Genomic DNA, 22,569 nt, shown 5'->3' on the forward strand with positions numbered 1-22,569 from the left:
ATCCCTCCTGCTCAGGTGCAGGGGGGAGGCAACCTGGTGAGGGGAGCGGCCATGCGTCGTGGTGGACCTTCGGTCCTCGGGATCGTCCTCGCGGGCGGAGAGGGCAAACGGCTGATGCCGCTGACCGCGGACCGCGCCAAACCAGCGGTCACGTTCGGCGGCACCTACCGGCTCGTCGACTTCGTCCTGTCCAACCTCGTCAACGGCGACATCCTGCGCATCTGCGTGCTGACGCAGTACAAGTCGCACTCGCTGGACCGGCACATCACCACCACGTGGCGGATGTCCAGCCTGCTCGGCAACTACATCACCCCGGTCCCCGCCCAACAGCGGCTCGGACCCCGCTGGTACCTGGGCAGCGCCGACGCGATCCTTCAGTCGCTCAACCTGATCCACGACGAACAGCCCGAATACGTAGCGGTGTTCGGTGCCGACCACGTCTACCGCATGGACCCGCGGCAGATGGTCAAGGAGCACATCGAGGGCGGCGCGGGCGTGACGGTCGCGGGCATCCGGGTGCCGCGCGCCGAGTCGTCGTCGTTCGGGGTGATCACCCCCGGTTCGGACGGGCAGACCGTGCAGCGCTTCCTGGAGAAGCCCGCCGACCCTCCGGGGCTGCCCGACGACCCGCAGAGCGTCTTCGCCTCCATGGGCAACTACGTGTTCTCCACCAAGGTGCTGATCGAGGCACTGCAGCGGGACGCGGAGGACGACCGGTCGGTGCACGACATGGGCGGCTCGATCCTGCCCCAGCTCACCGCCCGCGGCGAGGCGCAGCTGTACGACTTCGGCGCCAACCACGTGCCCGGCGAGACCAGCCGCGACCAGGGCTACTGGCGGGACGTCGGCACGCTCGACGCGTACTACGAGGCCCATATGGACCTGATCGCCGAGCGCCCCGCGTTCAACCTCTACAACCGCGACTGGCCGATCTACACCCACTCGGGTCAGCTCTCGCCGGCCCGGTTCAACGCGGGCGGGATCGCGGGCGAGTCGATCATCAGCGCCGGCTGCCTGATCCGCGGGCAGGTCACCCGCTCCGTGCTGTCGCCGGGCGTCCGGGTCGACCCGGGCGCGGTCGTCCAGGGCTCGGTGCTGCACGACAACGTCCGGGTGGGCCGGGGCGCCATCGTGCGCGGCGCGGTCCTGGACAAGAACGTCGAGGTGCCGCCCGGCGCGACGATCGGCGTCAACCCCGAGCGGGACGCCGAGCTGTACACCGTCTCGCAAGGCGGTGTGATCGCTCTCGGCAAGGGACAGCTGGTCCCGTAGCCCGACGCGGCGCGTCCGGGGCCCGCGCACGGGGCGCCGATCCGCGACGCGTCGCGCGCGACACCCGCCGGTTGCCGGACTGACCGGCCTTCAGACCGGATCATGCAGGCAGTGACGTCTCCTTCGGAGGTCTTCCTGCATGAGATGGACCCGGCGCCCGCGCCTGTGCGCGGCGGGGGCGGTGGCAGCGTTCGCGCTGACCGCCGCTCCCGTCGCCGCACCGGCCGCCGAAGCGCGCGACGACCGGCTCACCGATCTGGTCGACCCGTTCATCGGCACCGCGAACGAGGGCAACACCTTCCCCGGCGCGGCCGTGCCCTTCGGCATGGTGCAGCTCTCGCCGGACACCGGCCACAGCACCGGTTACGACCATGGCCAGGACCGCGTCCGCGGCTTCTCCCTGGTCCACCTCTCCGGCGTCGGCTGCCGCATCGGCGGCGACCTGCCGGTGCTGCCGACCACCGGTGACGTCACTCGGACGGACTACGCGAAGTACGCGGCCGCCTTCAGTCACGACACCGAGCGGGCGAGCCCCGGCTACTACCGCGTCGGCCTGTCCTCCGGTACCGGCGGTATCGGCGCCGAACTGACCGCGAGCGCGCGCACAGGGGTGCAGCGCTACACCTTCCCGGCCACCGGCAAGGCCAACATCCTGCTCAACGCGGCGCAGGCGCTGCACAAGCCGGTCGCCGCGAAGGTGGAGATCCTGGACGACCGCACCGTGCGGACGGCGATCACGGGCCGCGGCTTCTGCCGGGACACCCGGCCCTACACGGTCTACACCGTCACCCGCTTCGACCGGCCGTTCACGGCGTACGGCACCTGGGACGGCACCAGGGTCACGGCGGGGTCCAGAACCGGACACGGCGGCGCCTACGTCCGCTTCGACACCACCGAGGACCGCACGGTGGAGGCGACGACCGCGCTGTCCTACGTCGACGCGGCCGGCGCGGCGGGCAACCTGGCGGCGGAGGGCGGCCGTTCCTTCGACGCGGTGCGCGGCGCGGCCCGGCGGTCCTGGGAGAGGCGGCTGGCCGACGTACGCGTCCGGGGCGGCGACGCGGTCCTGCGCCGCACGTTCTACTCGGCGCTGTACCACTCGTTCCTGGCGCCGAACACCGGCAGCGACGCAGATGGCCGCTACACCGGCTGGGACGGGCGGATCCACCGCGCGCGGGGTTTCACCTACTACCAGAACTGGTCGCTGTGGGACACCTACCGCACCCAGGCCCCGTTGCTGGCCCTGCTCGCGCCGCGCGAGTCCCGGGACATGGCGATCTCGGTCATCAGGGTCGCCGAGGAGAGCGGCTGGCTGCCCAAGTGGGGCTACGGCACCGTCGAGACGAACGTCATGACCGGCGACCCGGTCACCCCGTTCCTGACCAACGCCTACCAACAGGGCCTGCTGACGGGCTATGAGGAGCGGGCCTACCGGGCGCTGAGGCGGAACGCCGACGGGGTGCCGCCCGCCGACTCCCCGGCCGTGGGCCGCGACGCCAACCGCGACTACCTCGCCCGCGGCTACGTCCCGTACCGCAAGGGCCACGAGCCCGCGAAGCCCGGTCACTCCGACTACGCGTTCGGCGCGTCGGCGACCCTGGAGTACGCCCTGTCGGACGCGATGCTCGCCCGGATGGCCCGCGCCCTCGGCCACCACGGGGACGCCACGCGGTACGCCGCCCGCTCCCGCGCCTACCGCGAGCTGTTCGACCCCGCCACCGGCTTCTTCCGCGCCCGCGACGCCTCCGGCGCCTTCACCGGACCGGCGGACCCGGCCCGTGGCGTCGGCTTCCACGAGGGCACGTCCTGGCAGTACCAGTGGCTGGTGCCGCAGGACCTGCCCGGCCTGGTGCGCCTGATCGGCGGCCGGCGCGCCGCCAACGCGCGGCTCGACGCGCTCTTCGCCTACGCCGACCTGCTGAAGGACCCGGAGAGCACCGGCCGCGAGACGTGGGTCAGCGGGCCGTACGCCTACTACGACGCCGACAAGTACAACCCGATGAACGAGCCGGACCTCGCCGCGCCGTACACCTACCTGTCGACGGGGCAGCCGTGGAAGACCACCGACGTGGTGCACGCCGCGCTGACCTTGTTCACCGACGAGCCGGCCGGGCTGAGCGGGAACGACGACCTGGGCACCATGTCCTCCTGGAACGTGCTGGCCTCCATCGGCCTGTTCCCCGTCCAGCCCGGCTATCCCACCTGGGGCCTGTCCACGCCCGTCTTCGAACGTGTCGACCTGCGCCTGGACCGCGGCTACTACCCGCGCGGCGGCCTCACCATCACGGCGCCGGGCACCTCGCGCAAGGACCGGTACATCCAGTCGGTCCGGGCCGGCGGAGCACCGCACGACCGGACGTATCTGACCACCCGCGCCCTGCGGTCGCTCGGCACCCTGAGCTACACCGTGGGACCCCGGCCCTCGGCGTGGGGCACGTCCGCGCAGGCCGCGCCACCCGCCCTGCGGTGACACCCGCAGCGGCCCCGAAGTGACCTCAAAGGCCCCATGTGTCCCACCCCTTTCTTCATGGGTCCGACTTAATCTGTTGTTAACTGAGAGTAGCTTGATCGTACTTGACTGTAATCAGTCGAGGGCGGTTGACTGCGTACCCACCCATCGCCGATGCGAGGCAAGCCATTGACTCCCGACCTGCTCGCTCCCCTCGACCTGGCGTTCTGGAACATCGAGTCCGCCGACCACCCCATGCACCTCGGCGCCCTCGGGGTCTTCTCCGCCCACTCGCCGACCGCCGGCGCGCACGCGGCCGACCTGCTCGCCGCCCGCGCGGCCGCCGTGCCCGGCCTGCACATGCGGATCAGGGACGTGTGGCGGCCGCTCGACCTGCGCCGGCCCCTCGCCCAGGCGCTGCGCCCGCTCGGCTTCGGCGGCGCCGCCCGCGAACCCGACCCCGGCTTCGACCCGCTCCACCACGTCCGGCTGCACGCCCCGGCCACGGACTTCCACGCCGAGGCCGGCCGGCTCATGCAGCGCCCGCTGGCACGCAACCGCCCGCCCTGGGAGGCGCACGTGCTGCCGGGCGAGGACGGCGTCTCCTTCGCCGTGCTGTTCAAGTTCCACCACGCCCTCGCCGACGGCCTGCGCGCCCTGACCCTCGCCGCGGCCGTTCTGGACCCCATGGACATGCCCACCTCGCGGCCCCGTCCGGCCGCGCCCGCACGCGGTCCGCTGCCCGACGTCCGCAAGCTGCCCGAGGCGCTGCGCGGCGCCCTGTCCGACGTGGGCCGCGCCCTGGACATCGGTGCCTCGGTCGCCCGCTCGTCCCTCGCCACCCGGTCCACCCCGGCGCTCACCGCCGAGCCCACCGGAACCCGCCGCACCGCCGGCGCGGTCGTCGACATCGACGACGTGCACCTGGTCCGCAAGGCCGTCGGCGGCACCGTCAACGACGTGCTGATCGCGGTCGTCGCCGGCGCCCTGCGGCGCTGGCTCGACGAGCGCGGCGAGGGCACCGAGGGGATCGCGCCCCGCGCCCTGATCCCGGTCTCCAGGCGCCGCCCGCGCACCGCCCACCCGCAGGGCAACCGGCTCTCCGGCTACCTGATGGAACTCCCCGTCGGCGACCCGGACCCACTGCGCCGGCTCGGCGCCGTCCGCACCGCCATGGACCGCAACAAGGACGCCGGGCCCAACCGGGGCGCGGGCGCCGTCGCGCTGCTCGCCGACCACGTGCCCGCCCTCGGCCACCGGCTCGGCGGACCGCTGGTCGCCCAGGCCGCCCGGCTGTGGTTCGACATCCTGGTCACCAGCGTGCCGCTGCCCGGCATCGGCCTGAAACTGGGCGGCCATCCGCTGGCCGAGGTCTACCCCTTCGCGCCGCTGGCCCGCGGCCAGTCCCTGGCCGTCGCGATCTCCACCTACCGCGGCCAGGTCCACTACGGGCTCGTCGCCGACGCGCGGGCCGTGCCCGACCTGAACCGGCTCGCCCGTGCCGTGACCGAGGAGGTGGAGACCCTGATCACGGTCTGTGGACCCTGATCACCGCGGTTTGGCCCGGGGGCCCGGCGCTGCCGTAAAATCCCCTGTTCGAAAGCGGACGCGAGTCGGAGCGCCGCACGGGTGATCAGGGAACGGCAGCGCGATGACGGTGACAGACGCAGGCTCGACGGCCACGGACGAAGTGGTGTACGGGCCCGGTATCGACCCCGAACGCCTCGCCGTGTGCCTCGGTGTGCTCAAGGAGCTCGACGGGATCGAGGTGGACCACCCGGACGCCGTCGCCGTGCGCCGGGCCACCTCGCACATCTACCGCACGGTCAAGCAGCGCCGCCGCCAGGAGCGCCGGGCCGCCAAGACCGCGAACGACAAGGCGGTCACGGAGGCCACGGCCACCGGCTCCGCGCAGCGCATCGACGACGAGACCGAGGGCATCCTGCCCTCGTCCGCGACGCGGGAGGGGCAGATCGCGGGCATACTCCAGCGCCCGCGCTCCTGCTACGTCTGCAAGACCCGCTATGTCGAGGTCGACTACTTCTACCACCAGCTCTGCCCGCGGTGCGCCGACGAGAACCGCGCCCGCAGGGACGCCCGCGCCGACCTCACGGGCAAGCGCGCCCTGCTCACCGGCGGCCGCGCCAAGATCGGCATGTACATCGCGCTGCGGCTACTGCGCGACGGCGCGCACACCACGATCACGACCCGCTTCCCCAACGACGCCATCCGCCGCTTCAAGGCCCAGCCCGACAGCGGCGAGTGGATCCACCGGCTGAAGATCGTCGGCATCGACCTGCGCGACCCGGCCCAGGTGGTGGCCCTGGCAGACTCGGTCGCCGCCGAGGGACCGCTGGACATCCTGATCAACAACGCCGCCCAGACCGTACGGCGCTCCCCGCAGGCCTACAGCGAACTGGTCGCCGCCGAGTCGGCCCCGCTGCCGGCCGGTGAGCTGCCCGCGGCCGAGGTGATCGGCACGTTCGGCTCGGGGGCGGTCGCGGAGCTGCCGGTGGCGGGCGGCGGCGCGCTCACCGCCCAGGACGTCACCGACCTGGCGCTGGTCTCCGGCTCGGCGTCCCTGGAGCGGATCGCGGCGGGCACGGCCATCGACGCCGGCGGTCTCGTACCCGACCTGCACGACACCAACAGCTGGATCCAGGCGGTGGAGGACGTCACGCCCGTGGAGCTGCTGGAGGTCCAGCTGTGCAACTCGACGGCGCCCTTCATCCTGATCAGCCGGCTGCGCCCGGCGATGGCGGCCGCCGCGGCCCGCCGCACCTACATCGTGAACGTCTCCGCCATGGAGGGCGTGTTCAACCGCGGCTACAAGGGCGCCGGCCACCCGCACACCAACATGGCCAAGGCCGCCCTGAACATGCTCACGCGCACCAGCGCCGAGGAGATGTTCCAGAAGGACCGCATCCTGATGACGGCCGTCGACACCGGCTGGATCACGGACGAGCGTCCGCATCCCGACAAGGTCCGCCTCGCGGAGGCCGGCTTCCACGCCCCGCTCGACCTGGTGGACGGCGCCGCCCGCGTCTACGACCCGATCGTCCGCGGCGAGGAGGGTGAGGACCTGTACGGCGTCTTCCTCAAGGACTACGCGCCGGGCAAGTGGTGAACCGCCGGGGCGGCCCTCCGGCCGGCCCCGTTCCGACGTCGTGTCAGTCCACGGTCCGCAGCCGGTAGTTGCCCGCCGCGAGCAGCTCCAGGACCGTGCGCCAGTCCTCCAGGACGCCGGCGTCGAAACCAGTGGCGCCGGCCTCCTCGGCCGCCTGGCGCAGCGACAGCGCGTCCTCGTCGGACTCGTCGGGCAGACGGCCGTCGGCGGACGCCGCGTGCCGCCGTACGAGGCGGGAGACGCGCTCGCCGAGCAGTGCGTGCACCGCGTCCGCCGCCGGGTCGGACGCACCGGTTCCGCCACCCGGCCGCAACAGCCGGCCGATGCCGTGGACCAGGCCCGCCACCTGGAGCTCCTTGTCGGCCGGATGATGCCGGCGCAGCAGGGCGGCGGTGCGCAGGGCGTGGGCGCGGGCATCGGGCGGGCAGGCGTACAGCAGGTCCATGAGCTCCTCGGCGCTGCGCAGCTCCATGCGTCGGTCCTCCTGCGGGAAAGCCGTCGTGGTGGGTCAGCAGATCATGGCGAGCTTGCGGCGCGGCCAACGGAACCTGAACGGTCCCACGGGTGTGCCGGGTAGCCCTCAGGGATGAATCCCGCCCGGCACATGATGCGACAAATCGCCCTGTAAGTGGTCCAATCAACACGCGCGACGTCAGATAGTTACCTGCTCTTTGCAGCCCCATCGAGCAGGGGGCCGCTCATTTGGTTAATCTGGGGTGGACGGACAGCGACTAGGGGTTCCATCCACACCCATGGTCCGTCCCGGGGCAAGCCGGTGCACCACGGCCTGCTCGCACCTCAGTTGTCGACGCCACCGCGTCCGAGATGCATACCAACCAGACCCGAGCGGGCTTGGGCGGCGCGGTGCGTACCGGCCGCATGCCCCGAGGGTGACCGACACATAAGGAGTGCGCGGTGACACCGGAGAAGACGAATCGCGAGCAGCGCCCCAACGAACGCACGGAGCGCGCGGGCCGACGGCCCGCGGACCTGGGCAGCCTCGACGTGTGGGCCCGCTCGGCCCCGATCCGCCTGGCGGGCTACGAGGACGACCTGGCCGAGCCGCACATCCTGCCCAGCGTGGACTGACCGGCGGGAACCCGTCGCGATCGCCGACCGCATGGGCGTGTCAGACTCACGCCCATGCTGATCAGAGAAGCCGCGGCCGAGGACTGGCCGCGGATCTGGCCGTTCTGGCACCGGATCGTCGCCGCCGCCGAGACCTACGCCTGGGGCCCGGACACCTCCGAGGAGGATGCCCGGGCCCTGTGGATGAGCCCCGCCAAACGCGTGTACGTCGCCGAGGACGACACCGGGGCGGTCGTCGGCTCCGCCTACGTCACCCCCAACTACGGCGGTCCCGCGGCCGGCGTCGCCAACGCGGGCTTCATGGTCGATCCCGACCAGGCCGGACGCGGCATCGGCCGCGCCCTGGCCGAACACGTCCTCGAGGCCGCGACGGCCGCCGGCTACCGGGCGATGGTCTTCAACGCCGTAGTGGAGACCAACCCCGCCGTCGGGCTGTGGACCTCGCTCGGCTTCCGGATCCTCGGCACGGTGCCGGAGGCGTTCGAGCACCCCCGGCACGGCCTGGTGGGCCTGCACATCATGTACCGGGCCCTCTAGAACGGGCCCCGCGAGCCCGGGGCGGCCCTATGTGTCCGGCGGCAGGTCCGCCGTCCTGGTCCACGGGCACCGCCGCTCGATCTCCTCCGCCAGGTCCAGCAGGTCCGCCTCCGAGCCCGGACGGCCCACCAGTTGAACGGCGCACGGGGCGCCCGAGGGCAGCGTGCCGAACGGCACCGCCATCGCGGGCCATCCGGTCAGGTTCCACGGCGGGGTCATCGGCGAGTAGGAAGTGTCGGCCAGTACGTTGCGCAGCCAGCCCCGCTCGTGCCAGGGCCCGGCCTGCGGGGAGCGGCGGGCCAGCGCGGGGGTGAGCAGCACTTCGTACTCGGCGAAGAACGACTCCATCCGCCGCCGCAGTGCCTCCCGTCGCGTATCCGCGCGCACCCCCTTCAGGAACCGCCGCCCCACGGCGGCATGCACCCGGGTGCGCCGGGCCAGCCGCCGCGGGTCCAGACCCGCGGCGTCCACGGCGGTGCCCGCCGTCCAGTGCCGCAGAGCCGTCACGCCCAGCGACATCGGATACGGCGGCTCGGCCCGGCGCACCCGGTGACCGGCCCCCGCCAGCAACCGCGCCGCGTCCCGGGTGGCAACGGCGTAGGGCCTGCTCACGCCCACCCCGGCGAGCGGGCTGCGCACGGACACGGCGATCGTGCGCGGGGTCGCCTCCCGACCGCGTACGGCCTCGGTGCCGGCCAGCACGGAGAGCATCAGCCGCGCGTCCTCGACGGTCGTGGCGAGCGGCCCGTTCTCGGCCATGCCGAACCAGTCGCCTTCGCCGATGCCGGCGGGCACCACCCCGTGACCCGGCTTGATGGTGACCAGGCCGCAGTTGGCGGCCGGGATGCGCAGCGAGCCCATTCCGTCGTTGCCGAGGGCGATCGGGACCATGCCGGCGGCGACCGCCGCCGCGCTGCCGCCCGAGGAGCCGCCCGCGTTCCGGGTGGTGTCCCACGGGTTGCGGGTGGTGCCGTGGACGCTCTCCGTGGTGCCGAAGACGCACAGCTCGGGAACGTTCGTCAACCCGACGACCACCGCGCCCGCCGCCCGCAGCCGGGCCACCGTGACATGGTCGTCGACGGCCGGGGTGTCCGAGGTCGCGGCCGAACCCACGCGCTTGGACTCGCCCCGCACCACCAGGTTGTCCTTGACGGCCACCGGCACACCCGCGAGCGGCAGTCCGGACAGATCGCCGCGGGCCGCCACCTCGTCGGCCTCCTCGAGCGCGGCCTCGGCACGGACGGTGCGGAAGGCGCCGACGCGGCCGTCGAGCCGCTCGATACGGGCGAGGTGCTCGGCCACCACCTCGCGGGGCGTGGCCCGCCTCTCGCGTACGGCGGCGGCGATCTCGGCGGCACTGCGGCCGGCCCAGTTGGTCACGGGCGCTCCTCGGATGGGGGACGGGCGGTTTCGTACTCGCGGGTACGCAGGGAGAACTGTGCCCGGCGGCGGGTGCCGCGTCGAGAGGCCACCCGCCGCGGAAAGGCCGGTGCAGCGGCGTATGCGGCCCGTCCGAGTGGGTCTAAGGTCGAAGGAGGAGGACGCGTACGAGGGGAACCGGTCGGCGATGGCACAGGACGAGGCCGTGATCGGCTGCACGGGGGAGCTTCTCATCGGAACGCGCGGTTCCGCCGGTCCGGGCGAGATCCTGGTACGGGTCAGAGGCGGTTCCGAGACCTTCCTCGCCTGGTCGCAGGAACCGCTGCCGATCGGTGCGACGGTGCTCGTGGTCGAATCACGCGGATGCCGTGAGGTCGACGTCATCGCGTGGGGCGACCCCTTGGAGAGATTGCGGGACGATCCTGTGGATCGGGGCTGATCCGGGCTGATCCGGACTAAGGAGAACAAGACCATGTTCGGTTACCGTGTTCCCGCCCCCGACGAGGCGATGCTGATCTCCGGAGGCAGGCGGGGCCTGGGGGGCGCGCCGTTCCGGGTGGTGACGGGCCACGGCAAGTTCGTGCTCCCCGTCTTCCGCAAGGTCCGCTTCCTCACCCTGTCGATGTGCGAGTCCGAGGTCGTCGAGACCTGCGTCACCAGGCAGGGCATCGCGCTGCACGTGCGCGCCGTCATCGCCTTCAAGGTCGGCAACGACACCGAGAGCATCATCAACGCGGGCCAGCGGTTCCTCTCCGACCAGGACCAGATGTCGGTCCTGACCGGCCGGATCTTCGCCGGCCATCTGCGGGCCATCATCGGCTCGATGACGGTCGAGGAGATCGTCACCGAACGGCAGAAGCTCGCCGCCGAGGTGCTGGACACCTCGAAGACCGAGATGGCGAAGATCGGCCTGATCGTGGACTCGCTGCAGATCCAGTCGATCGACGACGGGGACACCGGCTACATCGACGCGATGTCCGCGCCGCACAAGGCGGCCATCCGGCGGCAGGCCCAGATCGCCCAGGCCCAGGCCAACCAGGCCGCCGCCCAGGCGGAGCAGGAGGCGGCGCGCAAGCAGGCCGAGTACGCCCGGCAGACCGCGGTGGTGAAGGCGGAGTACTCGGCCGAGGTGGACCGGGCCCAGGCGCGGTCGGCCCAGGCCGGCCCGCTGGCGCAGGCACACGCCCGGCAGGAGGTGCTCGACGCCCAGACCGAACTGGCTCAGCGGCAGGCCAAGTTGCGTCAGCAGGAGCTGGTGGCCGAGATCGTGAAGCCCGCCGAGGCCGAGGCCGAACGCGTCAGGGTCCTCGCCGCCGCCGAGGCGCAGCGGATGAAGATCCAGGCCGAGGCCGCGGCGTCGTACGACCGTGTTGCCCTGGACCGGATGCTGATCGACCAGCTGCCGCTGATCGTGAAGGAGGCCGCGGGAGGCCTCTCCGGGGCCAACGTCAACGTCCTGAACGGCGCCGACGGGCTCGGCGAGATCGCGGCCGGCCTGGTCGCCCAGGGCCTGACGATCCTGGACTCGGTCCGGCAGAACCTGAACGGCCACGGCGACCGGAACTCCGGCGGCGCCCGCCCCGAGGAGGGCGACGGCCGGCTCGCGCTGCGGGGCCCGAGCGCACCGCGGCCGGACACCGAGGGAGCCGAGCCGCGCGAGGGCACGGCCGACGGGGAACGGCCGGACTCCCGAACCCGTTGATGCCCGCCCCGGGTCCGGACCGCCGCCCGCCCACCCCACGGAGCGTCCCTCATGCATGACGACCGCGGCCTGGTCGAGGCCCGCCTCCGGCGGGTGCTCGGCGAGCGCATCCGTCCCGCCGTGTATCCCGAGTCCGTCCCGCTGGAGGTGGCGGTGTGGCACGCGCCCGGCGAGCCCGTACCGGTCGCCGAGGGCCTGGCCGCCGAGCCCGAGCCGATCGAGGTGGGCACCCGGTGGGGTGCGCCGTGGGGCACCAGCTGGTTCCGGGTGACCGGCACCGTGCCCGAGGCATGGGCCGGGAGAACCGTCGAAGCCCTGCTCGACCTCGGCTTCGACGAGAACATGCCCGGCTTCCAGTGCGAGGGCCTGGTCCTCCGGCCGGACGGCACCCCGGTGAAAGGGCTCAACCCGCGCAACCAGTGGGTCCGCGTCGGCGCCCCCGCCCTGGGCGGCGAGGAGGTGCGTCTGCACATCGAGGCCGCCTCCAACCCCGTCATCCCCGGTTTCCTGCCCACTCCGCTCGGCGACCGAGAGACGGCGGGCGACGAGCCGCAGTACACGCTCACACGCATGGACCTCGCCGTGTTCGACGAGAACGTCTGGCAACTCGTCATCGACCTGGAGGTGCTGGGCGAGCTGATGGCCGAGCTGCCGGCGGACTCGCAGCGCCGCTGGGAGATCCGGCGCGCGGTGGACGGGGCGCTCGACGCGGTCGACCTCCAGGACGTGAACGGCACGGCGGAGCGGGCCCGCGCCCGGCTCACCGAGGTGCTGGCCGCGCCCGCCGCCGTCTCCGCGCACCGGATCAGCGCGGTCGGGCACGCCCACATCGACTCGGCGTGGCTGTGGCCGCTGCGCGAGACGGTGCGCAAGGTGGCCCGCACCGCGTCCAACATGACCGCGCTGCTCGAGGACGAGCCGGAGTTCGTCTTCGCCATGTCCCAGGCTCAGCAGTGGGCGTGGCTCAAGGAGCGGCGGCCCGAGGTGTGGGCGCGGGTGAAGACGGCCGTGGCGGACGGGCGGTTCGTGCCGGCCGGCGGCATGTGGGTGGAGTCCGACACCAACATGCCCGGCTCGGAGGCGATGGCCCGGCAGTTCGTGCACGGCAAGCGGTTCTTCCTCGACGAGTTCGGCGTCGAGAACGACGAGGCCTGGCTGCCCGACACGTTCGGCTTCGCCGCCGGACTGCCGCAGATCATCAGGGCGGCGGGCTCCACCCGGCTGCTCACGCAGAAGATCTCCTGGTCACGCACGAACGCGTTCCCGCACCACACCTTCTGGTGGGAGGGCATCGACGGCACCCGGATCTTCACCCACTTCCCGCCCGTCGACACCTACAACTGCTCCATGACGGGCGGCGAGATCGCCCACGCGGCACGCACCTTCAAGGACAAGGGCGCCGCCCGGCACTCCCTCGCACCCACCGGCTGGGGCGACGGAGGCGGCGGCACCACCCGGGAGATGGTCGCCAAGGCGGCCCGGCTGCGCGACCTGGAGGGCTCCGCGAGGGTGCTGTGGGAGACACCGCGGGCCTTCTTCGACCGGGCCGAGGCCGAGTACCCGCAAGCCCCCGTCTGGGTCGGTGAGTTGTACCTGGAGCTGCACCGCGCCACTCTCACCAGCCAGGCCGGGACCAAGCAGGGCAACCGGCGCAGCGAACACCTGCTGCGGGAGGCCGAGCTGTGGGCGGCGACGGCGGCCGTACGCACCGGATTCGCCTACCCCTACGAGGAGTTGGACCGGATCTGGAAGACGGTGCTGCTGCACCAGTTCCACGACATCCTGCCCGGCTCCTCCATCGCCTGGGTGCACCGCGAGGCGCGGGCCACGTACGAGCGGATCGCCGGGGAGCTGAACCGGATCGTCGAGTCCGCGCAACGCGCGCTGGCGGGTGAGGGCGCCACACCGCTGGTCTTCAACGCGGCCCCGCACGCGCGGGCGGGCGTCCCGGCCGGCGGCGCCGCCACCCCCGCCATCGGGGGAAGCACGGAGCTGAGGCCCCGCGCGGACGGCGGGCACGTACTGGACAACGGTCTGCTGTGGATCGGGATCGACCACCGGGGCCTGGTCGTCTCGGTGTACGACATCGAGGCCGGCCGGGAGACGATCGCTCCGGGCCGGGCCGCGAACCTCCTCCAACTGCACCCGGACCTCCCGAACATGTGGGACGCCTGGGACGTGGACGAGTTCTACCGCAACACGGTCACCGACCTCACGGACGCCGAGTCCGTCACGGCCGGCGAGGATGGCGCCTCGGTGCGGGTCGTACGGGCCTTCGGGGACTCCCGGGTCACCCAGGTGCTGTCGCTTCCGGCGGGGGAGCGGCGGCTGGTGCTGGACACGGAGGTGGACTGGTACGAGACGGAGAAGTTCCTCAAGCTGGCCTTCCCGCTCGACGTGCACGCCGAACGGTACGCGTCGGAGACGCAGTTCGGGCACTTCTACCGCCCCACCCACACCAACACCTCCTGGGACGCGGCCAAGTTCGAGGCCTGCAACCACCGTTTCGTGCACGTGGCCGAGCCCGGCTGGGGCGTCGCCGTCGTCAACGACTCGACGTACGGCCACGATGTGACCCGCACGGTCCGCACCGACGGCGACCGGGGCACCACCACCACGGTCCGGATGTCGCTGCTGCGCGCCCCGCGCTTCCCCGACCCCGAGACCGACCAGGGCGCGCACCGCTTCCGGCACGCCCTGGTGCCGGGCGCGGACATCGGGGTCGCGGTCCGCGAGGGCTGGCGGATCAATGTGCCCGAGCGGCGGCTGACCGGCGGCGGGGAGGTGGCTCCCCTGGTGACGGTGGACGAGGACGCGGTGGTCGTGACGGCGGTGAAACTGGCCGACGACGGCAGCGGTGACGTGGTGGTCCGCTTCCACGAGGCCCACGGCGGCCGGGCCAGGGCGACCTTGACGGCCGGGTTCGAGGTCGCGGACGTGACGGTGACGGATCTGCTGGAGCGGGCCCTGCCCGAGGCGGCCGAACCGGAGCGGGACGGCGGCCGGATCGCCGTGCGGCTGCGCCCGTTCGAGCTGATGACGCTGCGGCTGCGGCGCGCGTGAGGCCCTGGACCGGGGGCGGCGCGGCGGGATCGGGCCGTGCCGGTCTTTCCCGGTGAGCCGTGCCGCTCTTTTCCGGTGGGGTGCGGGGCCACGATGATGTGGCGATGACACGAAGAGCGGTGCCCGACCACTCCTGGGCCGCCCAGCCGGATCCCCTGCTGGCCCTGGCCGAACGGGAGTTGACGTTCTACACCCGGTCCTGCGACCGGGCCAGGCGGCTGCACCGCGGCACGGAGCTGGGCGCCCTCGCCACCACCTCGGTGACGGTCGTCGCCGCCGGTCTGCACGCACCGGCCTGGCTGACCGCGGTGATCGCGGGCGGTGCCGTGTTCTTCACCGGCATGCGGCAGTTGTACGATCCCGGCTCCCGCTGGGTGCTCACCGCGCGGGCACGCGAGACCCTGCGCCGGGCCGTCGACCGGTATCTGCTCCTGCCCGAACCGGAACGCGACGCCGCGGCCCGGCAGACCCTGCGGACGGTGATCGAGGAGGTCGGCGCCGACGAACTGCGGGAATGGTCCGAGTCCCGGACCCGCAGCCCGGAACCGCCACTGCCGGCCCCCGGCCCCTGAGAGCGACCGGCATCCAGGCCCGCCCGCGCGAGTTCCCCCGCCACCGACCGAAAGGCCATCCGTGTCCGCGACGCCCGCCCGCATCACCGCGGTCAACACCTACGACATCCGCTTCCCCACCTCGCGCGAACTCGACGGCTCCGACGCGATGAACCTTCCCCGGCCCGGGCCCGAGAAGGGCGTGATGCACATGGCGGTCGGCGCGGTCGTCAACGCGGTGTGGGACGTCGCCGTCAAACGCCCCGGCGCGCCCCTGCGGCGGCTGCTCGCCGGGGCCCACCCCGAGTGGCTGGTGACCCAGGCGATCCGCCGGACCAGGGCGCTCGCCGAGTTCGACCCGTACTGGATCGAGGCAGCCACCAGCTTCGACGACGTCCTCGGCCGCGCGGCCGTCCGGGAGGACGTCGCCCCGGTGCGGGTCGCCACCGACTTGGCGAGCCCGCTGTCCGGCGCCACCGGCACCGCCCTCGCCGTCGACGGCGGCAGGCGGGGCCCGCGGCCGCGACAGGAGGCCCGATGAGGACGCTGGGCGGGAGCGGGGTCGAGGTCAGCGCCCTCGGCTTCGGTGCCGCCGCCATCGGCAACCTCTACACCGAAGTGGACGAGGAGCAGGCGCGGGCGGCCGTGGCCGCCGCCTGGGAGCAGGGCATCCGCTACTTCGAAACCGCCCCGCACTACGGCCTCGGCCTGTCCGAACGCCGCCTCGGCGCGGCCCTGCGAAGCCTTCCCCGGTCGGCGTACACGATCTCCACGAAGGTCGGCCGCCTGCTCGAGCCCACGGACCGGGGCGGGAGCGACCTCGCCCACGGTTTCGCCGTGACCGCCAGCCACCGCCGGGTCCGGGACTTCAGCGCCGACGGGGTACGGCGAAGTCTGGAGGCCAGCCTCGAACGGCTCGGCCTGGACCGCGTCGACGTCGTCTACCTCCACGACCCCGACGACCACGCCGAGCAGGCCTTCCGCGAGGGCTACCCGGCGCTGGAGGAACTGCGCGCCCAGGGCGTGGTCGGGGCCATCGGGGCGGGCATGAACCAGTCGGAGATGCTGACCCGCTTCGTCCGCGACACGGACGTGGACGTGGTGCTGTGCGCCGGCCGGTACACCCTGCTCGACCAGCGCGCCCGGACGGAGCTGCTGCCCGCGGCCGCCGAGCGGGGCGTGTCCGTCGTCATCGGCGGCGCCTTCAACTCCGGCCTGCTTGCGGACCCCAGGCCCGGAGCCACGTACAACTACGACAGTGCCCCACCGGAGTTGGTGGAGCGCGCCCAGCGCATGAAGGCGGTGGCCGACCGTCACGGCCTCACCCTGCGGGGCGCGGCCCTGAGGTTCTGCGCCCACCACCCGGCCGTGGCCTCCGTCCTGGTCGGCACCCGCTCGGCCGATGAAGTCCGCGACTGCGCCGAGCAGTTCGCCGCACCTGTGCCCGCCGCCTTCTGGCAGGAGCTGAGAGACACCGGACTGCTGCCCCCGGAGGAACCGTCACGAGAGGCGATGCCATGACCGTCGACGCCCACCACCACGTCTGGGACCTGACGGTGCGCGACCAGGACTGGATTGCGGGAGACGAACTCCGGCCGCTGCGCCGGAACTTCACCGTCGAGGACCTTCAGCCGCAGGCCCGTGCCGCCGGAGTCGACCGCACGGTCCTCGTCCAGACGGTCACCGTGCCCGAAGAGACCCCCGAGCTGCTGGCCCTGGCGGACGCGCACGACCTGATCGCGGGCGTGGTCGGCTGGGTGGACCTCACCCGGTCCGACATCGCGGCCGAACTGGCCCGGCTGCGGGACCTGCCCGGCGGCCGGCACCTCAAGGGCGTCCGCCACCAGGTCCAGGCCGAGCCCGACCCGCGGTGGCTGCTCCGTCCCGATGTCCGCCGGGGGCTGGCGGCGGTCTCCGACGCCGGCCTGGTCCACGACCTGGTCGTCGTCCCCCACCAGCTCCCGGCCTGCGTCGAGTCAGCCGTCGGCCATCCCGGTCTGACCTTCGTCCTCGACCACCTGGGCAAGCCGCCGATCGCCTCGGGCGAACGCGAGCCCTGGGCCACGGCCGTCCGGGCGCTCGCCGCCCTGCCCAACACCGTCTGCAAACTGTCCGGCCTGGTCACCGAGGCCGACCCCGCCACCTGGACCACCGCCGATCTGCGCCCCTACGCCGACGTGGTCCTGGACGCCTTCGGCCCGGACCGTCTGATGTACGGCTCGGACTGGCCGGTGTGCACCCTGGCCGCGGGATACGCCGAGGTCCTCGCCGCGGCCCGGGAGCTGACCTCGAAGCTCACCGCCGGCGAACGCGCGGCCGTCTTCGAGGGGACGGCCACTCGCGTGTACGGACTGTGACCGGACGGGCGCGCCTCAGCCGAGTTCGTAGTCGAACCAGATCCGGTGCGTGCCGTCCGCGTCGATCCGCAGGCCGCCGGTGCCGGTGATCCCGGCCAGCTCGCCGGTGCCGCTGGCCGGGACGACGGTGAAGAACTCGGCCGTGCGGTCGGTCCCGGTCGTCGTGGCCGAGTGGACGAAGTTGAAGGCGCCCCGCCGCTCGTGCAGCGTGCCCTCGAACGACTCCATCGCCACATACGTGCCGACGCCGGACTCCTGGTCGTACGCGGCGGTGAACAGGGTCGCCGCGCGGCCGGTGATCTCGCCCTCGAAGTGCTTCTCCAGTGTGGCGACGCCGACCGGGAGGCCGGTGGAGACGTCCGGGTCCGGCTTGAGACCGGTGGGGTTGAACGACTTCACGGTGAAGGTGCCCGTAGCTCTCATGCCCGCGACCGTACCGGCCGGGTCCGACAACGGGGGCCGGTCACGGCTCCCGGGTGCCGGCCGCCAGCCGGGTCGGCGGCAGGAAGTCCCGCACATAGGCGCGGTCCCAGCAGGCGCCGGTCGCCCGCAGCTGCCGCCACGTCGTGTAGTGGTAGCGGAAGAGCCGGGCGCGGACGTAGCGCGGGGGCTCGTCGGGCGGGAAGGGGGAGCGGCGCAGCAGCCGGAGGGTGTCGCGGTCGTTCTCCAGGAGCCGCTCCACCAGCGCGCCGAACCAGACGCCCGCGTAGGCCGGGGACAGGGCGGCGAACCACATCATCCAGTCCAGGCGCAGATGGTAGGGCGCGAACTGGCGCGGCCAGTGCCGGGGATCACCGGGCTTGCCCCGGAACTCGTACTCCCGCCAGTCCGCTTCCTCGTGGTCCTCGTCCCGTACCTCGTCCAGCGTGCCCTCCACCACCACCTCGTAGCGGACGCGGCTGACGCTGCCGAACGCGCCGTAGGTGTTGACCAGGTGCAGCGGGTCGAAGGAGCGGTTCATGATCTGCCGGCGGGAGACCATGTTCACCACCGGGCGGTAGCTGAGGAACACCACCAGCGCGGCCACGGCGAGGACCACGGCCTCGTACCACAGCGGCGCGGCCGGCACGGACGGCGCGTTCCCCGGGAAGCGGACCGTGGACAGCGCCAGCACGATCGTGATCCAGTTCAGCCAGGAGAAGTTCCCGGACAGCACCAGCCACAACTGCGTGACGATCATCAGCGCGGCGCCGGCCGTGGCAATGGGCTGCGGAGTGAACAGCAGGAACGGCACGATCAGCTGCGTGACGTGGTTGGCGGCCACCTCCGCCTTGTGCACCGGGCTTGGCAGATGGTGGAAGAACCAGCTCAGCGGGCCCGGCATCGGCTGCGTCTCGTGGTGGTAGTGCAGACAGGTCAGCTTCCGCCAGCAGGCGTCGCCGCGCAGCTTGATCAGCCCGGCGCCGAACTCGACGCGGAAGAGGATCCAGCGCAGCAGGAACAGCACGACGACGGGCGGGGCCACCTCGTCGTTGCCGAGGAAGACCGCGAGGAACCCGGTCTCCAGCAGCAGCGACTCCCATCCGAAGCCGTACCAGGTCTGCCCGACGTTGACGATCGACAGATACAGCGCCCAGGGGACGAGCCACAGCAGCATGGCCGCCCACAACGGCACCAGCGAGTCCGCGCCCGCGACCAGCGCCGCCGACACCGCGCACCCGGCCCAGGCGACCGCCGCGAAGAGCCGGTCGGAGTAGCGCAGGTGGAACAGGCTCGGCGCCCGGGTGAACGGCACCCGCTCGAGGAAACGGGGGATCGGCAGCATGCCCCGTTCGCCGAGCAGCGCGCGGAACTGGAGGGCCGCCGTCAGGAACGCGACGAGATACACCGCGGCCAGCGCCCGCTGGAAGACCAGCCGGCTCAGCCAGTATTCGGGTGCGGTGAACCAACCCACGGTCGAGCGCTCCTCTCCTCGCGTCCTCCGGGAAAGTCACGGGCCCCGGCTACCCCACCCCCGGCTCGAAGAATCAGTCAATCCCTGGCAAGGTGTCCCCATGGCTGATCAGGGAGCGCCTGCCCTGTCACTCCCGGAGGACTGGCCCGCCCACCCGGAACCCATTCTGGCGCTCAACGGCATGGGCACCTTCGACTGGGACCTGGACGCCGGGCTCGTGCACTTGGACGCCCAGGCCCACCGAATCTTCGACATCACCCCTGAGGAGAACGACGGCCGTCCGGACACCCTGGGCGAGCGGCTGCTGCGGTCCGAGCGCGAGCGCCTGGATTCGCTGGTGGCCCAGGCGATGAAGGAGGGCCGCGAGAACTACGGCACCTACGTCCGTCTCCGCCGCCGCGACGGCGGTCTGCGCTGGGCCCACATCCAGGGCTGCATCCGCCGCGACCAGACGAGCCGGCCGCGCAGGATCATCGGGATCATCCGGGACGCCTCCGAGGAGCTCAACGACATCGCCGCCCGCCGGGAGCGGGCCGCCCAGGCCGCGGCCCGGCGCAATCAGACCAACGTCGTGGAGACCGCCACCGCCGCCCTCGCCCACGCGCGCACCGTGCAGGACGTCATCGACGTCGTCAAGGACTCCCACGGGCTGGCCCTCCTCGGCTCCAAGAGCCTGGTCCTCGGCCTGGTCGAGGCCGGCCGCATCCGGCTCGTCGCCGAGGGCCCCGAGGGCTCCTCCGTGCCGGGCACCCGCGTCACCCGGATCGACGAGCCGTACCCGATGAGCGAGGCCGTGCGTACCCTCAGCCCCCGCTTCATCGAGTCCCCGGAGGACTTCGCCGAGCGTTACCCCATCCTGTGGCCGCACATCACCGGACTGGACATCACCTCGGCCGCCTATCTGCCGCTGATAGCCCAGGCCCGCCCGATCGGCGGCATGGGCCTGCTCTACAGCGACCGGCGGGGCTTCACCTCGGAGGAGCGCAACGTCCTGATCGCCCTCGGCAGCAGCATCGCGCAGAGCCTCCAGCGGGCCATGCTCTACGAGCAGGAGAAGGACCTCGCCCAGGGCCTGCAACAGGCCATGCTGCCGCGCACCATCCCCAGCGTGCCCGGCGCCGACGTCGCCGTCCGCTACCGCTCCGGCTACGCGGGCGGCTCCCTGGGCCGGGACATCGGCGGCGACTGGTACGACCTGATCCCGCTGCCCGGCGGCCGGGTCGGCGCCGTCATCGGCGACGTCCAGGGTCACGACACGCACGCCGCCGCCGTCATGGGCCAGCTCCGCATCGTGCTGCGCGCCTACGCCGCCGAGGGCCACGCTCCGGCCACCGTGATGGCCCGCGCCTCGGTCTTCCTGCACGAACTCGACACGGACCGCTTCGCCACCTGCCTGTACGCGGAGGCCGACCTGTCCACCGGCGTGGTCCAGCTGGTGCGGGCCGGGCACATCGACCCGCTGGTCCGGCACAACGACGGCAGCTGCCACCGGGTCGCCGTCGACGGGGGGCTGCCGCTCGGCCTGTCCGCCGAGTTCGGCAGCCTGGAGTACCCGGTCGGCACCATGGAGCTCGATCCCGGGCAGTCCCTGGTGCTGTGCACCGACGGCCTGGTCGAACAGCCCGGCGCCGACCTCGACGACGGCATACGGGCCCTGGCGCGGTCCGTCGCCGCCGGACCCGGCGACGTACGGGACCTCGCCGACCGGCTGATCGCGATGGCCGAGGCGCGGGGCGGCGACGACGACGTGGCCCTGCTGGTGCTGCGCCGCCGGGTGCCGGCCGAGCGGCAGCCCGTCGGCCGGCTCCAGCAGCACGTGGCCCCCGGCGACCCCGAAGCCCTGACCCGGGCCCGGCACATGATCCGCACGGCGGTGCGGGCCTGGGGCGCCGGGGAGGACTCGTACGAGATCGAACTCGTGGCCGACGAACTGATCACCAACGCCCTGATACACACCGAGGGCGCCGCGATCGTCACCCTGCGGGTCCTCAGCGGCCCGGACCGGCGGCTGCGGATCGAGGTCGAGGACTCCTCCAGCGCCCTGCCGCGCCGCCGCGAACCCGGAGAGGACGGCGTCTCCGGCCGGGGACTGCTGCTCGTGGACCGGCTCACCGACGTGTGGGGCGTGGAGGCGCGCGGCGGTGGCAAGTGCGTGTGGTGCGAGTTCGCGGTCCCCGACCAGAGCTGAGAGCCCAGAGCCCAGAGCCGAGACCCGGGAGCCGAGAGCCGAGGCGTCCGGCGCACCGCATGGCGTCCCGGGGCTCCGGTGGCACTCTGGACCTATGCCGGAACTGCCCGAGGTCGAAGCGCTCAAGGACTTCCTGACCGACCATCTGGTCGGCCACGAGATCGTGCGCGTACTGCCCGTCGCGATCAGCGTGCTGAAGACGTACGACCCCCCGGTCACCGCCCTCGAAGGCCACGAGGTCACCGCGGTGCACCGGCACGGCAAGTTCCTGGACCTGAGCACCGACGGCGGCCCCCACCTCGTCACCCATCTGGCCCGCGGGGGCTGGCTCCAGTGGAAGGACCGGCTGCCCGACGGCGCGCCCCGCCCCGGCAAGGGCCCGCTCGCCCTGCGCGTCGCCCTGGAGAACGGCGCGGGCTTCGACCTCACCGAGGCCGGCACCCAGAAGCGGCTCGCGGTCCACGTCGTACGGGATCCGCAGGAGGTGCCCGGAGTGGCCCGCCTCGGACCCGACCCGCTGGCCGACGACTTCGACGAGGAGCGGTTCGCCCGGCTGCTCGCGGGGGAGCGGCGGCAGATCAAGGGCGCCCTGCGCGACCAGGGCCTGATCGCGGGTGTCGGCAACGCCTACAGCGACGAGATCCTGCACGCGGCGAAGATGTCCCCGTTCAAGCTGGCCGCCTCCCTGACGCCGCGGGAGACACGAACCCTGTACGAGGCTTTGCGCACCACCCTGACGGAGGCGGTCGCGCGCTCCAGGGGCCTGGCCGCCGGACGGCTGAAGGCGGAGAAGAAGGGCGGCCTGCGCGTGCACGGCCGGACCGGCGAACCCTGCCCGGTGTGCGGGGACACCATCCGCGAGGTGTCCTTCAGCGACTCCTCGCTCCAGTACTGCCCGACCTGCCAGACGGGCGGGAAACCGCTGGCCGACCGGCGCCTGTCCCGGCTGCTCAAGTGACG

Annotated in this window: 18 protein-coding genes and 1 pseudogene; 15 read left to right on the plus strand and 4 right to left on the minus strand. The window is 72.7% G+C overall.

What is annotated here, in order from left to right; translation table 11 throughout:
* The first annotated feature begins 51 nt into the window (after positions 1 to 51).
* The 4 genes from glgC to ACWEK3_RS04795 all read left to right on the plus strand — a co-directional run bounded on the left by glgC (position 52) and on the right by ACWEK3_RS04795 (position 6,848).
* Positions 52 to 1,272 (plus strand): glucose-1-phosphate adenylyltransferase, encoded by a 1,221-nt coding sequence (gene glgC, locus ACWEK3_RS04780; protein WP_450541711.1) that lies wholly within the window; start codon positions 52 to 54, stop codon positions 1,270 to 1,272.
* A 139-nt stretch (positions 1,273 to 1,411) separates the two neighbouring features.
* On the plus strand, positions 1,412 to 3,742 hold the full coding sequence (locus ACWEK3_RS04785; RefSeq protein ID WP_453248935.1) for a GH92 family glycosyl hydrolase: 2,331 nt from the start codon (positions 1,412 to 1,414) through the stop codon (positions 3,740 to 3,742).
* Positions 3,743 to 3,910: 168 nt separating this feature from the next.
* Positions 3,911 to 5,269: a wax ester/triacylglycerol synthase family O-acyltransferase gene (locus ACWEK3_RS04790; protein WP_450541750.1), complete on the plus strand. Its 1,359-nt coding sequence runs from the start codon at positions 3,911 to 3,913 to the stop codon at positions 5,267 to 5,269.
* Positions 5,270 to 5,372: 103 nt separating this feature from the next.
* Positions 5,373 to 6,848, plus strand: a complete 1,476-nt coding sequence (locus ACWEK3_RS04795; RefSeq protein WP_450541707.1) for an SDR family NAD(P)-dependent oxidoreductase — start codon at positions 5,373 to 5,375, stop codon at positions 6,846 to 6,848.
* Between the two features lie 43 nt (positions 6,849 to 6,891).
* On the opposite strand, the gene ACWEK3_RS04800 is transcribed toward ACWEK3_RS04795, so the two are convergent.
* The gene (locus ACWEK3_RS04800; protein WP_365416991.1) at positions 6,892 to 7,320 is read right to left on the minus strand and encodes a hypothetical protein; all 429 of its coding nucleotides are present in this window, start codon (positions 7,318 to 7,320) and stop codon (positions 6,892 to 6,894) included.
* Between the two features lie 443 nt (positions 7,321 to 7,763).
* Between ACWEK3_RS04800 and ACWEK3_RS04805 the strand changes: the two genes are divergently transcribed.
* Together ACWEK3_RS04805 and ACWEK3_RS04810 are read left to right on the plus strand one after the other, a co-directional pair.
* The gene (locus ACWEK3_RS04805; protein ID WP_141355952.1) at positions 7,764 to 7,937 is read left to right on the plus strand and encodes a hypothetical protein; all 174 of its coding nucleotides are present in this window, start codon (positions 7,764 to 7,766) and stop codon (positions 7,935 to 7,937) included.
* A 54-nt stretch (positions 7,938 to 7,991) separates the two neighbouring features.
* Positions 7,992 to 8,474: a GNAT family N-acetyltransferase gene (locus ACWEK3_RS04810; protein ID WP_361417594.1), complete on the plus strand. Its 483-nt coding sequence runs from the start codon at positions 7,992 to 7,994 to the stop codon at positions 8,472 to 8,474.
* Positions 8,475 to 8,501: 27 nt separating this feature from the next.
* Here ACWEK3_RS04810 and ACWEK3_RS04815 read toward each other — a convergent pair whose 3' ends face one another.
* Complete coding sequence (locus ACWEK3_RS04815) at positions 8,502 to 9,854, minus strand: amidase (RefSeq protein WP_453248936.1); 1,353 nt, start codon at positions 9,852 to 9,854, stop codon at positions 8,502 to 8,504.
* 187 nt (positions 9,855 to 10,041) lie between these two features.
* On the opposite strand from ACWEK3_RS04815, the gene ACWEK3_RS04820 reads away from it, so the two are divergent.
* The 7 genes and pseudogenes from ACWEK3_RS04820 (at position 10,042) to ACWEK3_RS04850 (ending at position 17,527) form a co-directional block, all read left to right on the plus strand.
* Positions 10,042 to 10,293 carry a hypothetical protein gene (locus ACWEK3_RS04820; protein WP_361417600.1) on the plus strand — a complete coding sequence of 84 codons (252 nt, stop codon included), beginning with the start codon at positions 10,042 to 10,044 and terminating at the stop codon, positions 10,291 to 10,293.
* A gap of 33 nt (positions 10,294 to 10,326) precedes the next feature.
* Positions 10,327 to 11,556, plus strand: coding sequence for a flotillin family protein (locus tag ACWEK3_RS04825; protein WP_453248937.1), 1,230 nt, complete (start codon positions 10,327 to 10,329; stop codon positions 11,554 to 11,556).
* Between the two features lie 51 nt (positions 11,557 to 11,607).
* The gene (locus tag ACWEK3_RS04830) at positions 11,608 to 14,619 is read left to right on the plus strand and encodes an alpha-mannosidase (RefSeq protein ID WP_453248938.1); all 3,012 of its coding nucleotides are present in this window, start codon (positions 11,608 to 11,610) and stop codon (positions 14,617 to 14,619) included.
* 104 nt (positions 14,620 to 14,723) lie between these two features.
* The gene (locus tag ACWEK3_RS04835; RefSeq protein ID WP_376403345.1) at positions 14,724 to 15,191 is read left to right on the plus strand and encodes a DUF4231 domain-containing protein; all 468 of its coding nucleotides are present in this window, start codon (positions 14,724 to 14,726) and stop codon (positions 15,189 to 15,191) included.
* Between the two features lie 61 nt (positions 15,192 to 15,252).
* Positions 15,253 to 15,618 (plus strand): annotated as a pseudogene (locus ACWEK3_RS04840) (enolase C-terminal domain-like protein); the annotation flags it as partial.
* Positions 15,619 to 15,707: 89 nt separating this feature from the next.
* A complete protein-coding gene (locus ACWEK3_RS04845) occupies positions 15,708 to 16,691 on the plus strand; it encodes an aldo/keto reductase (protein WP_453248939.1) in 984 nt (327 codons plus the stop codon).
* Positions 16,688 to 17,527, plus strand: coding sequence for an amidohydrolase family protein (locus ACWEK3_RS04850; protein ID WP_453248940.1), 840 nt, complete (start codon positions 16,688 to 16,690; stop codon positions 17,525 to 17,527). The genes ACWEK3_RS04845 and ACWEK3_RS04850 overlap by 4 nt, the downstream gene beginning before the upstream one ends.
* Before the next feature lie 15 nt (positions 17,528 to 17,542).
* Here ACWEK3_RS04850 and ACWEK3_RS04855 read toward each other — a convergent pair whose 3' ends face one another.
* Together ACWEK3_RS04855 and ACWEK3_RS04860 are read right to left on the minus strand one after the other, a co-directional pair.
* Complete coding sequence (locus ACWEK3_RS04855) at positions 17,543 to 17,950, minus strand: DUF3224 domain-containing protein (RefSeq protein ID WP_450541691.1); 408 nt, start codon at positions 17,948 to 17,950, stop codon at positions 17,543 to 17,545.
* A gap of 40 nt (positions 17,951 to 17,990) precedes the next feature.
* On the minus strand, positions 17,991 to 19,421 hold the full coding sequence (locus ACWEK3_RS04860) for a lipase maturation factor family protein (protein ID WP_453248941.1): 1,431 nt from the start codon (positions 19,419 to 19,421) through the stop codon (positions 17,991 to 17,993).
* A gap of 100 nt (positions 19,422 to 19,521) precedes the next feature.
* Here ACWEK3_RS04860 and ACWEK3_RS04865 point away from each other — a divergent pair, with 100 nt between their 5' ends.
* Together ACWEK3_RS04865 and ACWEK3_RS04870 are read left to right on the plus strand one after the other, a co-directional pair.
* Complete coding sequence (locus tag ACWEK3_RS04865; RefSeq protein ID WP_450541687.1) at positions 19,522 to 21,609, plus strand: SpoIIE family protein phosphatase; 2,088 nt, start codon at positions 19,522 to 19,524, stop codon at positions 21,607 to 21,609.
* A gap of 94 nt (positions 21,610 to 21,703) precedes the next feature.
* A complete protein-coding gene (locus ACWEK3_RS04870; RefSeq protein WP_361417627.1) occupies positions 21,704 to 22,567 on the plus strand; it encodes an Fpg/Nei family DNA glycosylase in 864 nt (287 codons plus the stop codon).
* Positions 22,568 to 22,569 lie beyond the last annotated feature (2 nt).

Source organism: Streptomyces sp. NPDC004721, from assembly GCF_053601495.1.

Excerpts from the sequence above, each read along its gene's own strand:
- ACWEK3_RS04825 (WP_453248937.1), top strand. The coding sequence starts at position 10,327 with ATGTTCGGTTACCGTGTTCCCGCCCCCGACGAGGCGATGCTGATCTCC.
- ACWEK3_RS04800 (WP_365416991.1), bottom strand. The coding sequence starts at position 7,320 with ATGGAGCTGCGCAGCGCCGAGGAGCTCATGGACCTGCTGTACGCCTGC.
- ACWEK3_RS04870 (WP_361417627.1), top strand. The coding sequence starts at position 21,704 with ATGCCGGAACTGCCCGAGGTCGAAGCGCTCAAGGACTTCCTGACCGAC.
- ACWEK3_RS04795 (WP_450541707.1), top strand. The coding sequence starts at position 5,373 with ATGACGGTGACAGACGCAGGCTCGACGGCCACGGACGAAGTGGTGTAC.
- ACWEK3_RS04830 (WP_453248938.1), top strand. The coding sequence starts at position 11,608 with ATGCATGACGACCGCGGCCTGGTCGAGGCCCGCCTCCGGCGGGTGCTC.
- ACWEK3_RS04820 (WP_361417600.1), top strand. The coding sequence starts at position 10,042 with ATGGCACAGGACGAGGCCGTGATCGGCTGCACGGGGGAGCTTCTCATC.
- ACWEK3_RS04810 (WP_361417594.1), top strand. The coding sequence starts at position 7,992 with ATGCTGATCAGAGAAGCCGCGGCCGAGGACTGGCCGCGGATCTGGCCG.
- ACWEK3_RS04850 (WP_453248940.1), top strand. The coding sequence starts at position 16,688 with ATGACCGTCGACGCCCACCACCACGTCTGGGACCTGACGGTGCGCGAC.
- ACWEK3_RS04835 (WP_376403345.1), top strand. The coding sequence starts at position 14,724 with ATGACACGAAGAGCGGTGCCCGACCACTCCTGGGCCGCCCAGCCGGAT.
- ACWEK3_RS04855 (WP_450541691.1), bottom strand. The coding sequence starts at position 17,950 with ATGAGAGCTACGGGCACCTTCACCGTGAAGTCGTTCAACCCCACCGGT.
- ACWEK3_RS04845 (WP_453248939.1), top strand. The coding sequence starts at position 15,708 with ATGAGGACGCTGGGCGGGAGCGGGGTCGAGGTCAGCGCCCTCGGCTTC.
- ACWEK3_RS04865 (WP_450541687.1), top strand. The coding sequence starts at position 19,522 with ATGGCTGATCAGGGAGCGCCTGCCCTGTCACTCCCGGAGGACTGGCCC.
- ACWEK3_RS04785 (WP_453248935.1), top strand. The coding sequence starts at position 1,412 with ATGAGATGGACCCGGCGCCCGCGCCTGTGCGCGGCGGGGGCGGTGGCA.
- glgC (WP_450541711.1), top strand. The coding sequence starts at position 52 with ATGCGTCGTGGTGGACCTTCGGTCCTCGGGATCGTCCTCGCGGGCGGA.